Origin of the sequence: Nocardioides kribbensis, from assembly GCF_015070375.1 — a bacterium.
Classification (GTDB): Bacteria; Actinomycetota; Actinomycetes; order Propionibacteriales; family Nocardioidaceae; genus Nocardioides; species Nocardioides kribbensis.
Genome location: NZ_JADCLL010000009.1, coordinates 22,533 through 37,724, shown reverse-complemented (window position 1 = coordinate 37,724; position 15,192 = coordinate 22,533). Strand labels below are relative to the sequence as shown.

13 protein-coding genes are annotated in these 15,192 nt (G+C 73.5%); 7 read left to right on the top strand and 6 right to left on the bottom strand.

Translation table 11 applies throughout. The features are described 5' to 3' along the window. Positions 1–6 precede the first annotated feature (6 nt). From IR170_RS17270 to IR170_RS17250, 5 genes are all read right to left on the bottom strand, one after another. Positions 7–372 carry a lipopolysaccharide assembly protein LapA domain-containing protein gene (locus tag IR170_RS17270; protein ID WP_193666189.1) on the bottom strand — a complete coding sequence of 122 codons (366 nt, stop codon included), beginning with the start codon at positions 370–372 and terminating at the stop codon, positions 7–9. Between the two features lie 30 nt (positions 373–402). Next, on the bottom strand, positions 403–1,254 hold the full coding sequence (locus IR170_RS17265) for an aldo/keto reductase (protein WP_193666187.1): 852 nt from the start codon (positions 1,252–1,254) through the stop codon (positions 403–405). Between the two features lies 1 nt (position 1,255). Continuing rightward, on the bottom strand, positions 1,256–2,710 hold the full coding sequence (gene gndA / locus IR170_RS17260) for an NADP-dependent phosphogluconate dehydrogenase (RefSeq protein ID WP_193666185.1): 1,455 nt from the start codon (positions 2,708–2,710) through the stop codon (positions 1,256–1,258). Between the two features lie 60 nt (positions 2,711–2,770). Beyond that, a complete protein-coding gene (locus IR170_RS17255) occupies positions 2,771–3,385 on the bottom strand; it encodes an alpha-ketoglutarate-dependent dioxygenase AlkB (RefSeq protein ID WP_193666183.1) in 615 nt (204 codons plus the stop codon). A 61-nt stretch (positions 3,386–3,446) separates the two neighbouring features. Further along, positions 3,447–3,890, bottom strand: a complete 444-nt coding sequence (locus tag IR170_RS17250) for an SRPBCC family protein (RefSeq protein WP_193666182.1) — start codon at positions 3,888–3,890, stop codon at positions 3,447–3,449. Between the two features lie 104 nt (positions 3,891–3,994). Between IR170_RS17250 and IR170_RS17245 the strand changes: the two genes are divergently transcribed. After that, complete coding sequence (locus IR170_RS17245) at positions 3,995–4,714, top strand: GntR family transcriptional regulator (protein ID WP_193666181.1); 720 nt, start codon at positions 3,995–3,997, stop codon at positions 4,712–4,714. 27 nt (positions 4,715–4,741) lie between these two features. Here IR170_RS17245 and IR170_RS17240 read toward each other — a convergent pair whose 3' ends face one another. Further along, positions 4,742–5,101: a hypothetical protein gene (locus IR170_RS17240; protein WP_193666180.1), complete on the bottom strand. Its 360-nt coding sequence runs from the start codon at positions 5,099–5,101 to the stop codon at positions 4,742–4,744. A gap of 93 nt (positions 5,102–5,194) precedes the next feature. On the opposite strand from IR170_RS17240, the gene IR170_RS17235 reads away from it, so the two are divergent. The 6 genes from IR170_RS17235 to IR170_RS17210 are packed head-to-tail and all read left to right on the top strand — an operon-like array spanning position 5,195 to position 15,189. Next, complete coding sequence (locus IR170_RS17235) at positions 5,195–5,539, top strand: hypothetical protein (RefSeq protein ID WP_193666178.1); 345 nt, start codon at positions 5,195–5,197, stop codon at positions 5,537–5,539. Further along, positions 5,536–6,276, top strand: coding sequence for a hypothetical protein (locus IR170_RS17230; protein ID WP_193666176.1), 741 nt, complete (start codon positions 5,536–5,538; stop codon positions 6,274–6,276). The genes IR170_RS17235 and IR170_RS17230 overlap by 4 nt, the downstream gene beginning before the upstream one ends. Beyond that, the gene (locus IR170_RS17225) at positions 6,273–6,581 is read left to right on the top strand and encodes a hypothetical protein (protein WP_193666174.1); all 309 of its coding nucleotides are present in this window, start codon (positions 6,273–6,275) and stop codon (positions 6,579–6,581) included. The genes IR170_RS17230 and IR170_RS17225 overlap by 4 nt, the downstream gene beginning before the upstream one ends. Positions 6,582–6,591: 10 nt before the next feature. Next, positions 6,592–11,514 carry an NAD-glutamate dehydrogenase gene (locus IR170_RS17220; protein WP_193666172.1) on the top strand — a complete coding sequence of 1,641 codons (4,923 nt, stop codon included), beginning with the start codon at positions 6,592–6,594 and terminating at the stop codon, positions 11,512–11,514. Positions 11,515–11,557: 43 nt separating this feature from the next. After that, entirely contained in the window at positions 11,558–13,366 is a 1,809-nt protein-coding gene (locus IR170_RS17215; protein WP_193666170.1) for an ABC transporter ATP-binding protein, read from the top strand. After that, a complete protein-coding gene (locus IR170_RS17210) occupies positions 13,363–15,189 on the top strand; it encodes an ABC transporter ATP-binding protein (protein WP_319805141.1) in 1,827 nt (608 codons plus the stop codon). The genes IR170_RS17215 and IR170_RS17210 overlap by 4 nt, the downstream gene beginning before the upstream one ends. Positions 15,190–15,192: the final 3 nt, after the last annotated feature.

Genomic DNA, 15,192 nt, shown 5'->3' with positions numbered 1-15,192 from the left:
CCGCGGTCAGCCCTTGCGGTTGACCTTCACCTCGCGCTTGACGCGGCGTCGCAGCTGCAGGATGCGCATGCTGCCGACGATGCCGGCCAGCAGCATGCCCGCGGCGGCGGCGATGAGCAGGGCGGCGGCCTGGGGCAGCTCGGCCTCCCAGGGCAGGAAGGCCACGGTGACCCGCTCGGTGTTCTGCATGATGAAGACCACCAGCAGCACCAGCACCACGATCGAGGCGATGACGGCGACCCAGAGGCCGCTGGTGCGTGAGCCGCGCAGCGGGTCCTCGTGGCGGCTCGAGCCGGTGTCGGTCGGGGTGGGCGTGGGGTCGGTGCCGGTGCCGCGGTCGCCCGCGGTGGGCTCGTGGGACTGGGTGCTCATCGGTCGTCTCCTGGTGGTGGGGAAGGGGGGTCAGGCCGTGGCCCGGGCCAGCGCCTCGAACTCGGTGTCGCTCAGGTCGATCCCGGCCGCCGCGGTGTTGGACTCGAGGTGGTCCAGGCTCTTCGTGCCCGGGATCGGCAGCATGACAGGGGAGCGGCGCAGCAGCCAGGCCAGCGCGAGCTGCGAGGGCGTGGCGTCGTGCTCGCGGCTCGCCGCCGCCAGCGGTCCGTCGTCCTTCGACAGCGCGCCGGTGGCGAGGGGGAACCACGGGATGAAGCCGATCCCCTCCGCCTCGCAGTAGTCCACGAGCTCCTCGGCGCTGCGGTCGGCGAGGTTGTAGAGGTTCTGCACGGTGGCGATGGTCGCGACCTCGCGGGCGGCCCGGGTCTGCTCGACGCTGACCTCGGAGAGCCCGATGTGGCGGATCTTGCCCTCCTGCTGCAGCGCGGCCAGCTCGCCGACCTGGTCCTCCAGCGCGACCTCGGGGTCGATGCGGTGCAGCTGGAAGAGGTCGATGCGCTCGAGGCCGAGGCGGCGCAGGCTCAGCTCGCACTGCTGGCGCAGGTACGACGGGCGACCGACCGGGATCCACTGGCCGGGACCGGTGCGGGTCAGGCCGGCCTTGGTGGCGATGACGACGTCGTCGGCGTAGGGGTGCAGCGCCTCGCGGAGCAGGTCCTCGGCGACCTCGGGGCCGTAGGAGTCGGCGGTGTCGAAGAGGGTGACGCCGAGCTCGACTGCGCGGCGGAGCACGGCGATCGCGCCGTCGTGGTCCTCGGGCGGCCCCCAGACGCCCTCGCCCGTGAGCTGCATCGTGCCGTAGCCCAGACGGGTCACGGGCAGGTCGCCGCCGATGCGGAAGGTGTCGCTCGTGCCGGTCACGTCAGGCCTCCTGCTCGGTGCGGTCGCCCGCCCACGTGGTGTGGAAGGAGCCGTCGCGGTCGACCCGCTGGTAGGTGTGGGCGCCGAAGTTGTCGCGCAGGCCCTGGATGAGCGCGGCGGGCAGGCGGCCGCGCCGCAGCCCGTCGAAATAGGACAGCGAGGAGGCGAAGGCCGGGATCGGCACGCCGGCCTGCGCCGCGGTGGCCACCACGTCGCGCCAGGCGTCGACGCCGCCCTTGACCGCGTCGGCGAAGTAGGGCGTGGTCAGCAGCGTGGTGAGGTCGGGCTCCTCGGCGTAGGCCTCCTTGATGCGGTCCAGGAACTGCGCCCGGATGATGCAGCCGCCGCGCCAGATGGTGGCGATGCTGCCGAGGTCGATGTCCCAGCCGTGCTCCTCCGCGCCGGCCGCGATCTGGTCGAAGCCCTGCGCGTAGGCCACGACCTTGGAGGCGTAGAGCGCCGCGCGCACCTGGTCGACGAAGGCGTCGCGGTCGACCTCGACGGTGTGCTCCTCGGAGGTGGTGGAGAACATCTCGCGGGCCGCGGCGCGCTGCTCGGCGTGGCCCGAGAGGCTGCGGGCGAAGGTCGCCTCCGCGATGCCGGTGATCGGCACGCCGAGGTCGAGGGCGCTCTGCACGGTCCAGCGGCCGGTGCCCTTCTGCTCGGCCTGGTCGAGCACGACGTCGACGAAGGGCTTGCCCGTCTCGGCGTCGGTGTGGCGCAGGACGTCGGCGGTCATCTCGATGAGGAAGGACTCGAGGTCGCCGCGGTTCCACTCGTCGAAGACGTCGGCGATCTCGGCGGGCTCGAGGCCGCCGACGGTGCGCAGCAGGTCGAAGGACTCCGCGATCAGCTGCATGTCGGCGTACTCGATGCCGTTGTGCACCATCTTGACGAAGTGCCCGGCGCCGTCGGGACCGACGTGGGTGCTGCACGGGGTGCCGTCGACGACCGCGGCGATCGACTCCATCACGGGGCCGAGGTTCTCGTAGGCGTGCTCGGAGCCGCCCACCATGATCGAGGGCCCGTTGAGGGCGCCCTCCTCGCCGCCCGAGACGCCCATGCCCACGAAGTGCAGGCCCTTCTCCTCGAGGGCCTGCTGGCGGCGCAGGGTGTCGGTGAAGTGCGCGTTGCCGGCGTCGACGACGATGTCGCCCTCGTCGAGCAGCGGCACCAGCTCGTCGATGACGGCGTCGGTCGGCTCGCCGGCCTTCACCATCACCAGGATGGTGCGGGGCTGCTGGATCGAGGCGACGAAGTCCTCGAGGCTCTCCGAGCCCACCAGCTCGCCGCCGCCCTCGCGGGCCTCGTCGGAGAACTCCTCGACGAGCGCGGTCATCTTGGCGGCGGTGCGGTTGTGCACGGCGATGGTGTGCCCGTTGCGGGCGATGTTGCGGGCCAGGTTGCGGCCCATGACAGCGAGGCCGGTCAGGCCGATGGTGGCAGTGGCGTCCATGGTTCGACACAACCACGGGTGGGGGGCCGCTGTTCCGCCCAAGGGGGTGAGTGGGCGCGGTCAGAACACGTTGAGCGGGCGGAACTGCACCGAGACCCGCGGCCCGGCCGAGGCGACCTTCGGCACGGCGTGCTCCCAGGTGCGCTGGCAGGAGCCGCCCATGACGAGCAGGTCCCCGTGGCCCATCTCGAAGGACACCGAGGCCCCGCCGCCGCGGGGGCGCAGCGCCAGGCGTCGCGGGTCGCCGAGGGAGACGATCGCGACCATCGTGTCCTGCGTCGAGCCGCGCCCGATGGTGTCGCCGTGCCAGGCCACGCTGTCGCGCCCGTCGCGGTAGTAGCAGCAGCCGGCGGTGCGGAAGGGCTCACCGAGCTCGTCGGCGTAGTGCGCGCTCAGCGCGTCGCGGGCCTGCGTGAGCCGCGGGTGGGGCAGGGCGTCGCCGACGAGGTAGGTGTGCACCAGCCTCGGCACGTCGACGAGGCGGTCGTACATCTGGCGTCGCTCGGCGCGCCACGGCACGTCGGCGACCAGGGTGGCGAGCACGTCGTCGGGCTCGGGGAGCCACGTGCGGTGCACGTCGACCCACGCGCCGTGCGACAGCGGGTGGCGCTCGAGGGCGCTCAGGTCACCGACCTGCGCGACCGGCGCCTCGAAGAGCGACGACTGGAAGTCCACGAGGTCATCCTAGACCGATCGGTCGAACGCGTGTTCGACCGATCGGCCGGCGCGCCGCCGGTCAGACGGCCTTGTTCAGCAGCGTGCGGGTGATCTGCTCGACGGTCTCGTCGGCGAGGGCGTCGAGCTTGCCGCGCAGCACGACGGGTGCCACCAGGTTGAGCAGGAAGCCGAAGTCGAAGTCGGCCCGGTAGTGGATGCGGGTCGCGCTGCCGTCGGCGTCGGGGGAGAAGCTCAGCGTGTCGGTCGCGGTCGCGGACTTGTTGGTGCCGCGGAACTGCACGCGGGAGGGCCGCTCGAAGGCCGTCGTCTCGTAGGTCAGGTCGACCGTGCGGCCCATGAACTGCGAGGTGTTGGCGTACGTCGTGCCGACGCCGCCGTCGCCGGAGGTGCGGGTGGTGGTGACGGTGCCGGGGTCCCACTCGGTGGTGTGCGCGAAGTCGCTGAGGTAGTCGAAGACGGCCTCGACGGGCCGCGGGACGGTGAAGGTGCGCTCGACGTGCATGGGTCGAGGGTAGGGAGGGGGGCGCGGCGCGGGCTCACCCCTGGGGCGCCCGAGGTTGCGCATTCGCCGGACAGGGTGCCGCGCGCCTCCCTAATCTGGGGGGTGTGGAAGACGTTCTGGCGCCGGACGGGCGTGGCCTCAAGCACGTCGCGGTGCGCGAGTACGTCCGCTCGCTGGTCACCGGCAGCGCGCCCGGGTCGCCCGCTCCCTCCGAGCGCGAGCTCGTGCACCAGTTCGGGGTCGCCCGCATGACGGTGCGCCAGGCCATGGACGCGCTCGTGGTCGAGGGGCTGCTCGAGCGCATCCCCGGGCGGGGCACCTTCGTCGCCCGCCCGCGGCGTGCGGCCAGCCGGATCATCGGCTACACCGAGGAGATGTCGCGGCGCGGGCTGCTGGCCGAGTCGCAGACCCTCCTCGCGCGTCGTGAGCAGGCCGGCCCCGGCGTGGCCCGTGCGCTGAGCCTGACCGAGGGCGACGCCGTCATCCACTGGCGGCGGCTGCGCCGCGCCGACGGCACGCCGATGTGCCTCGAGGACGCCTACCTCAACGAGGTCCTCCTGCCCGGCTTCCTCCAGAGCGGCATGCCGACCAGCCTCTACGACGCCCTCGACGGCCGCGGCCTGCGCCCGACCTGGGCCGAGGACTCCATCACCGCCGACCGGGCGACGCCCGAGGAGGCGACCCTCCTGGAGGTCGACGAGGGCGCGCCCGTGCTGCGCCACTCACGACGCGCGCTGGCCGGCGACAAGGTCGTCGAGGTCTCGCGCACCGTCTACCGCGCCGACCGCTTCACGCTCTGGGTCCAGCTCGGCCACGACGTCTGAGGGCCACGACTCCGGGGAGGGGTCGGCTCAGAAGGGGCGCCACTCACCGAGGCGGCCCAGGTCGGCGACCGTCTGGCCGGTCTCCTCGCACACCCAGTGCGGGTCGGGGCCCCCGAGGTCGGGCTGGATGTAGAGCGAGTGCTCCGGCGCGTCGGGACAGCCGACGCACAGGGGCCAGCGACCGATGCTCTCGAACAGCGCGTCCTGCACGTCCTGGGCGACCAGGCCGGCGACGTACTGCGCCCCCTCGGGCCACTGCCCCGCCCACCACGAGCGCGCCGAGACGGCGTCCTCCAGCGCCGAGACAGCGGGTGGCGTGGCGTGGTCGCGGGCCCGGAGGTCGGCCAGCACCCGCGCCCGGGCGTCGAAGAGAAGCGCGTTGTCCACAGCCCCATCATGCTCCCGTTTCAAAGCCCACCCCGGCCGGGCACCTGGAGGGAGCCGGTGCACGGTGCGTCGGCGGGGAGCGGGAGGTGGGTCATGACGGGTGGACCGGAGATCACGAGCTGGGTCGAGACGTGGCGGGTGCCACGCCACCTCGCGGTGCTGGCCGAGCAGGAGCGCGAGGTGAGCGACTACGCCCGGGAGTGGGTGGCGCGACGCGACGGCTTCGAGCCGAGCCCGGTGTGCGTGCTGCGGCCCCTGGCCGGGGCCATGGACCTCGTGTCGGCCGCCTTCGACGCGCTCGACCGGCGCTTCGCGGCGCTCTGGGCCGACGTGGTCGACGACGTGGAGTCGGCCCTCGCCGGGCTCGAGGGCGCCGACCTCGACGCGTCGGCGTCGGCCGCGCTCCTGCACCGCGACGTGGCGGGAGCGGGGGCGTGAGCGGCCCGGTGCTGCTCGACCCGGTGCTCCTCGTGCCCGAGGAGGGCGACCCGCAGCGCCGCCACGACGCCACCTTCGAGTCGTGGGACACCGCCTTCTCGGCCATGCGCGACACGATCAACCTGGGGGTGCGCGCCCTCAACGGCGTGGGCGCGGGGCTGCCCGAGCTGCCCGGCGGCAGCCTCGAGGAGCTGGTCGTGCTGCCGTTGAGCGGCGACTACACCGCGATCCGGCAGAACGCGACGGCCTGCGTGACGACCGGGGCGGCGTGGGCCGCCTGGGCCGGCAACCTCGACCGTCTCGCCGTGCACGTCGCGCTCGGGTGGGGCGGGCTGGCCGGGGCCGCCTGCGCGGCACGGATCGAGGGGCTCGCCCTCGCCGGACGCGCGGTGGGCGCCGTGGTCGAGCGCGGCGCGCTCGTGCTGGAGGAGGTGGCCGACGTCTCCGAGCGGCTCGGGGTCGAGGTCGAGCACCTCGTCGTCGAGCTCGGCAAGGCCATGGCGCGGCTCGTGCGCAGGCTGCTGAGCCGCGCCTGCGGACCGGCCGGGTGGGCCGCCCTGGCCGCCGAGGTGACGATGAAGGGGCTCGACGCGATCGCCGACCTCGTCGACGACGTCCGGCTCGTGGTCGACCTGCTCCAGCGGCTGCTGGAGCTGAAGGAGACGGTGCCGGTGTGGGCCCGCCATGTGGGCGACCGGCTCGCGCTGCTCGCCTCCCTGCCCGACCTGGTGCCGTGAGCGGCTCGGAGGCCGACCGGCTCGTCGCCGCCGCGCTGGAGCGGTCGGGCCGCACCCTGCGGCGCGCCGCCGAGCTCGACCGCGGTGTGCCGCGGCCGGTGCTCGGCGCGCTGGAGCGCGCTGCGCGCGGCGGGACGCTCGCCCAGCGGCGCCACGCCGCCTCGGTCGACCGCGGTGAGACCACGTGGGAGGCGCTGTGGCGCGACCCCTGGAGCCTCGGCGCGGGCGAGGGCGTCGACCTCGTGCGCGCCGCGGTGGTCGAGACCGGGCGGGGCGCGTTGGCCCCACCCGTCCGGGGGTCCTAGGGTCGGTCCCGTGTCAACGACGACGCATGATCTGGACAAGTCCGACCTCCTCGCGAAGGCGACCGACCTGGCCCGGGCCGGGAAGGGCACGGGCGGTCCGCCCCACGACGACGTGGGCGCGCTGCTGGCCGCCTACTACCGCCACGTCGCCCCGGAGGACCTCGCCGGTCGGAGCGAGGCCGACGTCTACGGCGCCCTCGCCTCCCACCACCGGCTGGCCACCGAGCGGCCGCAGGGCACCGCGGCGGTGCGCGTGCTGACCCCGACGCTCGCCGAGCACGGCTGGTCGGCCTCCGGTCACACGGTGGTGGAGGTCGTCACCGACGACATGCCCTTCCTGGTCGACTCCCTCACCATGGAGCTGGCCCGGCAGCTCCACGACGTGCACGTGGTCGTCCACCCCCACTTCGACGTGCGGCGCGACATCACCGGCGCCCTGCAGCACGTCGGGGTCGTCGACGACGGCGCGCTGCAGCCCGACGGCGAGGCCGTGCGCGAGTCGTGGATGCACGTCGAGATCGACCGGCTGCCCCAGGGCGGGACCGGGGAGCAGCTCGCGCGCGACCTGGTCGCCGACGTCCAGCGGGTGCTGCGCGACGTCCGCGAGGCGGTCGAGGACTGGAGCCGCACCCGCGGCCGGATGCTCGAGATCGTCGAGGAGCTGCGCCAGGACCCGCCGCCGCTGGACCCCGAGGAGGTCCGGCAGGGCGCCGAGCTGCTGGAGTGGCTCGCCGACGACCACTTCACCTACCTCGGCTACCGCGAGTACCACCTCGAGACCGTGCCGTCCGAGGGCTCCGCCGCCGGCTCGACCGGCGGCCCGGAGGGCCCGGCCGAGGACGAGGTGCTGCGTGCGGTGCCGGGCACGGGCCTGGGCGTCCTGCGCGCCGACCAGGACCAGTCGGAGTCCTTCGCCCGCCTGCCCGAGGCCGTCAAGGCCCGTGCGCGCGAGCGCAGCCTGCTGGTGCTGGCCAAGGCCAACTCCCGGGCGACCGTGCACCGCCCGGCGTACCTCGACTACGTCGGGGTGAAGACGTTCAACGCCTCGGGGGCCGTGGTCGGGGAGCGTCGCTTCCTCGGCCTGTTCTCCTCGACCGCCTACGCCGAGAGCCTCACCCGCATCCCGCTGCTGCGCGAGCGCGCGGCCGCCGTGCTGCGCCGCAGCGGCTACGACCCGCGCAGCTACGCCGGACGTGCCCTCATGGACACCCTCGAGACCTACCCCCGCGACGAGCTGTTCCACACCAGCGTCGACGAGCTGGCGCCGCGCGCCGAGGCGGCCATGCACGCCCGCGAGCGGCGCGCCGTGCGCACGATCACCCGGCGCGACACCTACGGGCGCTACGTCTCGGTGCTCGTCTACCTGCCGCGCGACCGCTACAACACCGCGGTGCGCGAGCGCTTCTCCCAGATCCTCCTCGACCGTCTCCACGGCGAGTCGGTCGAGTTCACCGTGCGGATCAACGAGTCGACCACCGCGCGGGTGCACTTCGTCGTCCACCTGTCCGCCGACGCGACCGGGGGGAGCGGCGACATCGACGCCGCCGACCTCGAGCGTCGGCTCTCGGAAGCCAGCCGCAGCTGGCGCGACGACTTCACCTCCGCGGTCATCGCGGAGTACGGCGAGGAGGCCGGCGCCCGCCTCGGGCGGCGCTACGTCGACTCCTTCCCCGAGGCCTACAAGGAGGACTTCTCCCCGCGCACCGCGGCGGTCGACCTGCGTCGCCTCGAGGACGTCGAGGGCGAGGAGGGCATCGACCTGTCGCTCTACGAGCAGCTCGACGCCGGCCGCGGCGAGGCCCGGCTCAAGGTCTACCGCGTCGGCGAGCCGCTGAGCCTCTCGCAGGTGCTGCCCATGCTGTCCTCCCTCGGGGTCGAGGTCGTCGACGAGCGCCCCTACGAGCTCGACGGCCTCGACCGGCCGTCCTACGTCTACGAGTTCGGCCTGCGCTACGGCCGCGCCCTGCCCGAGCGGGCGCGCGGCCTCTTCCAGGACGCGCTGCGCGCGGTCTGGGAGGGACGCAGCGAGATCGACGGCTTCAACGGGCTCGTGCTCGGCGCCGGGCTGACCTGGCGCCAGACCTCGGTGCTGCGCGCCTACGCCAAGTACATGCGCCAGGCCGGCTCGCCCTTCGCCCAGGACTCCATCGAGGGCGCGCTGCGCGACAACGTCGACCTCACCCGGCTCCTGGTCGCGGTCTTCGAGGCCCGCTTCGACCCCCACCCCGGCGCCGGGGCACGCGGGGAGGACGACCTCGTCGCGGCCTTCGGCCGGGCGCTGGAGGACGTCGCCAGCCTCGACCACGACCGCATCCTGCGGTCCTACCTCACGCTGGTCCGCGCCACCCTGCGCACCAACTACTTCCAGACCGTCGACGGTGAGCCCCACGCCTACCTGTCCTTCAAGCTCGACCCGCAGGCCGTGCCCGACCTGCCCCAGCCGCGGCCCCGCTTCGAGATCTTCGTGCACTCCCCGCGGGTCGAGGGCGTGCACCTGCGCTTCGGCGCGGTCGCACGCGGCGGACTGCGCTGGTCCGACCGCCGCGACGACTTCCGCACCGAGGTGCTCGGCCTGGTCAAGGCCCAGATGGTCAAGAACACCGTGATCGTGCCGGTCGGCGCCAAGGGCGGGTTCTACGCCAAGCAGCTGCCCGACCCGGGCGACCGGGAGGCCTGGATGGCGGAGGGGGTGGCGGCCTACACCACCTTCGTCCGGGGTCTGCTCGACCTCACCGACAACCTCGTCGACGGCGTGACCGTGCCCCCGCGCGACGTGGTGCGCCACGACGGCGACGACTCCTACCTCGTGGTCGCCGCCGACAAGGGCACGGCGACCTTCTCCGACCTCGCCAACGCGGTGGCGGCCGACTACGGCTTCTGGCTCGGCGACGCCTTCGCCTCGGGCGGCTCGGTGGGCTACGACCACAAGGCCATGGGCATCACCGCCCGCGGGGCGTGGGTCTCGGTGCAGCGCCACTTCCGCGAGCGCGGCATCGACTGCCAGACCCAGGAGTTCACCTGCGTCGGCATCGGCGACATGAGCGGCGACGTCTTCGGCAACGGCCTGCTCTGCTCGCCCACGACCCGGCTGGTGGCCGCCTTCGACCACCGCCACGTCTTCCTCGACCCCGACCCCGACCCCGCGACGTCCTACGCCGAGCGCCGTCGGCTCTTCGACCTGCCGCGCTCCAGCTGGCAGGACTACGACGCCTCCCTGATCTCCGAGGGCGGGGGCGTGTGGTCCCGGGCCCTGAAGTCCGTGCCGGTCAGCCCCCAGGTGCGGCGGGCGCTCGGACTGCCCGACGACGTGGACAGGCTGACCCCGGCCGAGCTGATGCGGGCGATCCTGCAGGCCCCCGTCGACCTGCTGTGGAACGGCGGCATCGGCACCTACGTCAAGGGCTCGCAGGAGACCCACGCCGAGGCCGGCGACAAGTCCAACGACGCCATCCGCGTCGACGGTCGCGAGGTCCGCGCCCGCTGCGTCGGGGAGGGCGGCAACCTGGGCCTGACCCAGGCCGGCCGCATCGAGTACGCCCAGCGCGGCGGCGACGGCTCGGGCGGGGCGATCAACACCGACTTCATCGACAACTCCGCCGGCGTCGACACCTCCGACCACGAGGTGAACATCAAGATCCTGCTCGACCGGGTGGTGGCCGCCGGCGACCTCACGGGCAAGCAGCGCAACGCCCTGCTGGCGGAGATGACCGACGAGGTCGCCTCGTTGGTGCTGGCCGACAACTACGAGCAGAACCTCGCCCTGGCCAACGCCGCCGACCACGCCGCCGCGCTGCTGCACGTGCACGAGGACTGGATGCGCCGCCTGGAGCGCGACGGCGTGCTCGTACGCGAAATCGAGGGCCTGCCCTCGAGCGCCGAGGTGCGCCGGCGCCTCGACGCCCGGGAGGGCCTCACGGCGCCCGAGCTCTCGGTGCTGCTGGCCTGGACCAAGATCGTCCTGGCCGAGGAGCTGCTCGAGTCCGACCTGCCCGACGACCCCTACCTCGCCCACGACCTGGAGGTCTACTTCCCGACGCCGATGCGCGAGCGCTTCGCCGCGCAGGTCGCCGACCACCCGCTGCGACGCCAGATCATCGTCACGCAGGTGGTCAACGACCTGGTGAACGGCGCCGGCATGACCTTCTGGCCCCGCCTGGGCGGGGAGACCGGCGCGAGCGCCGCCGAGCTGACCCGGGCCAACTTCGTGGCCCGCGAGATCTTCGGCTCCCTCGACCTGCGCGAGCGGCTCGCGGCCCTCGACACCCGTATCGACGCCGGCGTGCAGACCCGGGCCCGGCTGGAGATGCGCACGCTGGTCGAGCGGGCCTCGCGCTGGCTCGTGGTCAACCGTCGCCCCCCGCTCGACTCCTCGGCCACGGTGGAGCACTTCCGCGATCCGGTGCAGACGACGATGGCGGCCCTGCCCGACCTGCTCACCGGGCGCGAGCTGCAGGCCTTCGAGGACCGGCGTGACCGGTTGGTGCGTGGCGGGCTCGACGAGGAGCTCGCCTCGCGCGTGGCCGGTCTGCAGCCGGCCTACACGCTGCTGGGCGTGGTCGACCTCGCCCTGCGCGACGGGCTCGACCCGGTCGAGGTGACCCGGGTGCACGTGGCCCTGGGCGAGCGGCTCGGTCTGCCGGTGCTCGTCGACCGGATCCTGGACCTGCCGAGGCACGACCGGTGGCAGACCATGGCCCGGGCCGCCCTGCGCGACGACCTCAACGCGGTGCACGTGCAGCTCACCGGTCAGGTGCTGGCCGCGACGTCGGGGGAGGAGTCGGCCACCGCCCGCATCGGCTCGTGGGAGGACGGCGACGAGGTCGTGGTCTCGCGGGCCGCGGCCACGCTGCAGGAGATCTGCTCCGACGAGAGCGCCGACCTGGCGCGGATGTCGGTCGCGCTGCGTGTCGTGCGGGGGCTGCTGGCCGGCTGACCGATTGGCCCGTCGTCGGCGCGCGCGCCTAGGCTGCTTGACGATGTCAACTGTTCTCGGGCCGTCCCCCGCCGAGGCCCCGGCGGGGGCCGCCGCGCCGCCGCCGGCCGACGTGCGCTCGCTGCTGCGCCTGGCGCCGTACCTGCGGCCGCACGTGGTGGCCCTGACCATCATGCTGCTCACCAGCCTCGGGGTGGTGGCCCTGTCGATCGCGGTGCCGCTGGTCACCAAGGCCCTCATCGACGGGCCGATCACCGAGCGCGACGCGGGGGCGATCCTCCCGCTCGGCCTGCTCGCGCTGGGGCTCGGCGTGCTCGAGGCCGTGCTGGTCTTCTGGCGCCGCTGGGTGCAGTCCAACGCCGTGCTCGGCATCGAGACCGCGATGCGCCACGACCTCTACGAGCGCCTCCAGCGCCTGCCGATGGCCTTCCACAGCCGCTGGGGCTCGGGTCAGCTGCTCTCGCGCGCCACCACCGACCTCTCCGCGATCCGCCGCTTCAGCGGCTTCGGCGTGCTCTTCCTCCTGGTCAACGTCGTGCAGCTGGTCGCCACGACCGCGGTGCTGCTGCACATGTACTGGCCGCTGGGCCTGGTCGTGGCGGCGGCCGCCGCCCCCATCGTGTGGCTGTGCATGCGCTTCGAGAAGGAGTACGTCGTCGTCTCGCGCCGCGTGCAGGACGAGCAGGGCGACCTCGCCACCCTCGCCGAGGAGGGCGCCGTCGGCATCCGCGTCATCAAGTCCTTCGGCCGCAGCGGCCACGTCGGCGAGCAGTACGCCGCGGCCGCCCGCACCCTGCACGCCACGAGCATGGACAAGGTCCGTCTCTCGGCCCGCTTCTGGACCTTCCTCGGCGCGGTGCCCAACCTCGCGGTCGCGGCGGTGCTGCTGCTCGGTGCGATCGGCGTGGGCCGCGGCGCGCTCACCCCCGGCGAGCTGGTCGCCTTCATCACGCTGATGCTCTCGCTGGTCTGGCCGATCTCCTCCCTCGGCGTCATCCTCGCCATGGCCCAGGAGGCGATGACGGCGAGCGCGCGGATCCTGGAGATCTTCGACACCGAGCCCGCCATCGTCGGCGGCACGCGCCGCATCGAGCGGCCCCGCGGCCACCTGCGCCTGGAGCACGTCGACTTCGCCTTCCCCGACGCCCCCGACGAGCCGGTGCTGCGCGACGTCAACCTCGACGTCGCGCCGGGGGAGACCGTGGCCCTCGTCGGTGCCACCGGGTCGGGCAAGACCGCGCTGACCGCCCTGGTGCCGCGGCTGTGGGACGTGACCGGCGGACGGGTGCTGCTCGACGGGATCGACGTGCGCGAGCTCGACCTGGTGCACCTGCGCTCGCTGGTCGCCACCGCCTTCGAGGACCCCACGCTCTTCTCGATGAGCGCCCGGGAGAACCTCACCCTCGGTCGCTCCGACGCCTCCGACGCCGACGTCGCCGAAGCCCTCGAGATCAGCCAGGCGCAGTTCGTCCACGACCTGCCGTGGGGTCTCGACACCCGCATCGGCGAGCAGGGGCTCTCGCTCTCCGGGGGGCAGCGGCAGCGCCTGGCCCTGGCCCGTGCCGTGCTGGCGCGCCCGGCCGTGCTGGTGCTCGACGACACCCTGTCGGCCCTCGACGTGCACACCGAGAAGCTGGTCGAGGAGGCGCTGGGCCGCGTCCTGGGGTCGACCACGGGGCTCGTCGTCGCGCACCGTGCCTCCACCGTGATGCTGGCCGACCGGGTCGCGCTGGTGGAGCACGGCACCATCACCCACGTCGGCGAGCACCGTGAGCTGCTGGCCACCGTGCCCGCCTACGCCCGGCTGCTGTCGGCCGAGGCCTGGGCCGACGACGCGGCGGTGTCGGTGTGAGCGCCGCGACCGACTGGCGCGGCGCGGCGGCGGTCGACGCCGACGAGGCCGCCGAGGCGATGACCGCCGCGCGTCTGGGCGGGGGCGCCCGCCGGCTGCTGGGGGAGCTGCTCGCGCCCTACCGACGGGCGCTGTGGCTGCTCGTCGCGGTCGTCGTCGTCGAGAACGCCGCGCGCCTGGCGATCCCCTACCTGGTCAAGGTCGGCATCGACTCGGGCATCCCGCCCATCCGTCGCGACGACGACCTGACGGTGCTGCTGGTGGTGGTCGGCGCCGTGCTGGGCGCGACCCTGCTCCAGGCCGTCGCGCGCCAGCTCTTCCTGGTGCGCTCCGGGCGCATCGGCCAGGACGTCCTGCTCCAGGTGCGGCGCCGGGTCTTCGGCCACTTCCAGGACCTCAGCCCCGCCTTCCACGACGGCTACACCTCGGGCCGGGTCATCTCGCGCCAGACCTCCGACGTCGACGCGGTCTACGAGATGCTCGAGACCGGCTTCGACGGGCTCGTCACCGCGGCGCTCACCCTGGTCGGCACCGCGGCCGTCCTGCTCTTCCTCGACGTCGAGCTGGGCCTGGTGGCGCTGCTGTGCGGGCCGTTCCTGGCGCTGCTCACCAACTGGTTCCGCAACGCCTCGGCCCGCAGCTACCGCGCCACCCGCGAGAAGGTCGCGCTGGTCATCGTCCACTTCGTGGAGTCGATGGGCGGCATCCGTGCGGTGCAGGCCTTCCGGCGCGAGCCGCGCAACCAGGAGATCTTCGACGACGTCAACGAGCAGTACCGCGCGGCCAACCTCGTCGCGTTCCGTCTCGTCGCGTGGTTCATGCCCGGCATCCGCCTCATCGGCAACGTCACCATCGCCGTCGTGCTGCTCTACGGCGCCCTGCTGGCCTACCGCGGCGACGTGACCGTGGGCGTCCTGGCCGCCTTCCTGCTCTACCTGCGCCAGTTCTTCGAGCCCATGATGGAGATCTCGCAGTTCTACAACACCTTCCAGTCGGCCTCCGCGGCGCTGGAGAAGCTCGCCGGGGTGCTGGAGGAGGAGCCCGACGTGCCGGAGCCGACCTCACCGGTCGCGCTGCCCACCGCCCACGGGGAGCTGCGCTTCGACCACGTGCGCTTCGCCTACGTCGAGGACCGCCCGGTGCTGCCCGACCTCGACCTCGTCGTGCCGGCGGGCCAGACCCTCGCCCTGGTCGGCACGACCGGCGCGGGCAAGACCACCCTGGCCAAGCTCGCGACCCGCTTCTACGACCCCACCGGCGGCCGGGTGCTGCTCGACGGGGTCGACGTGCGCGACCTGACCTCCGACACCCTGCGCGACCACGTCGTCATGGTCACCCAGGAGAGCTACCTGTTCTCCGGCACCATCGCCGACAACATCCGCTTCGGGCGCCCGGGGGCCACGATGGCGCAGGTGGTCGAGGCGACCACCGCGCTGGGGGCCCACGACTTCATCGCCGCGATGCCCGACGGCTACGACACCGACGTCGCCAACCAGGGCGGTCGGCTCTCGGCCGGCCAGCGCCAGCTGGTCGCCTTCGCCCGGGCCTTCCTGGCCGATCCCGCGGTGCTCATCCTCGACGAGGCGACGTCCTCGCTCGACGTGCCCTCCGAGCGCCTGGTGCAGCAGGCGCTGCGCACCGTGCTGGCGGGCCGGACGGCGGTCATCATCGCCCACCGGCTCTCGACGGTGGAGATCGCCGACCGGGTGCTGGTGATGGAGCACGGACGCATCGTCGAGGACGGCGCGCCCGGCGACCTGGTCGCCGGCGGCACCGGGCGCTACTCCGCCCTCCACGACGCCTGGGTGGAGTCGCTGGCCTGAGCG

What these genes read in the sequence shown, in the direction of transcription:
- gndA (WP_193666185.1), bottom strand. Translation starts at nt 2,710, where the DNA reads ATGGACGCCACTGCCACCATCGGCCTGACCGGCCTCGCTGTCATGGGC.
- IR170_RS17235 (WP_193666178.1), top strand. Translation starts at nt 5,195, where the DNA reads ATGACGGGTGGACCGGAGATCACGAGCTGGGTCGAGACGTGGCGGGTG.
- IR170_RS17270 (WP_193666189.1), bottom strand. Translation starts at nt 372, where the DNA reads ATGAGCACCCAGTCCCACGAGCCCACCGCGGGCGACCGCGGCACCGGC.
- IR170_RS17215 (WP_193666170.1), top strand. Translation starts at nt 11,558, where the DNA reads ATGTCAACTGTTCTCGGGCCGTCCCCCGCCGAGGCCCCGGCGGGGGCC.
- IR170_RS17250 (WP_193666182.1), bottom strand. Translation starts at nt 3,890, where the DNA reads ATGCACGTCGAGCGCACCTTCACCGTCCCGCGGCCCGTCGAGGCCGTC.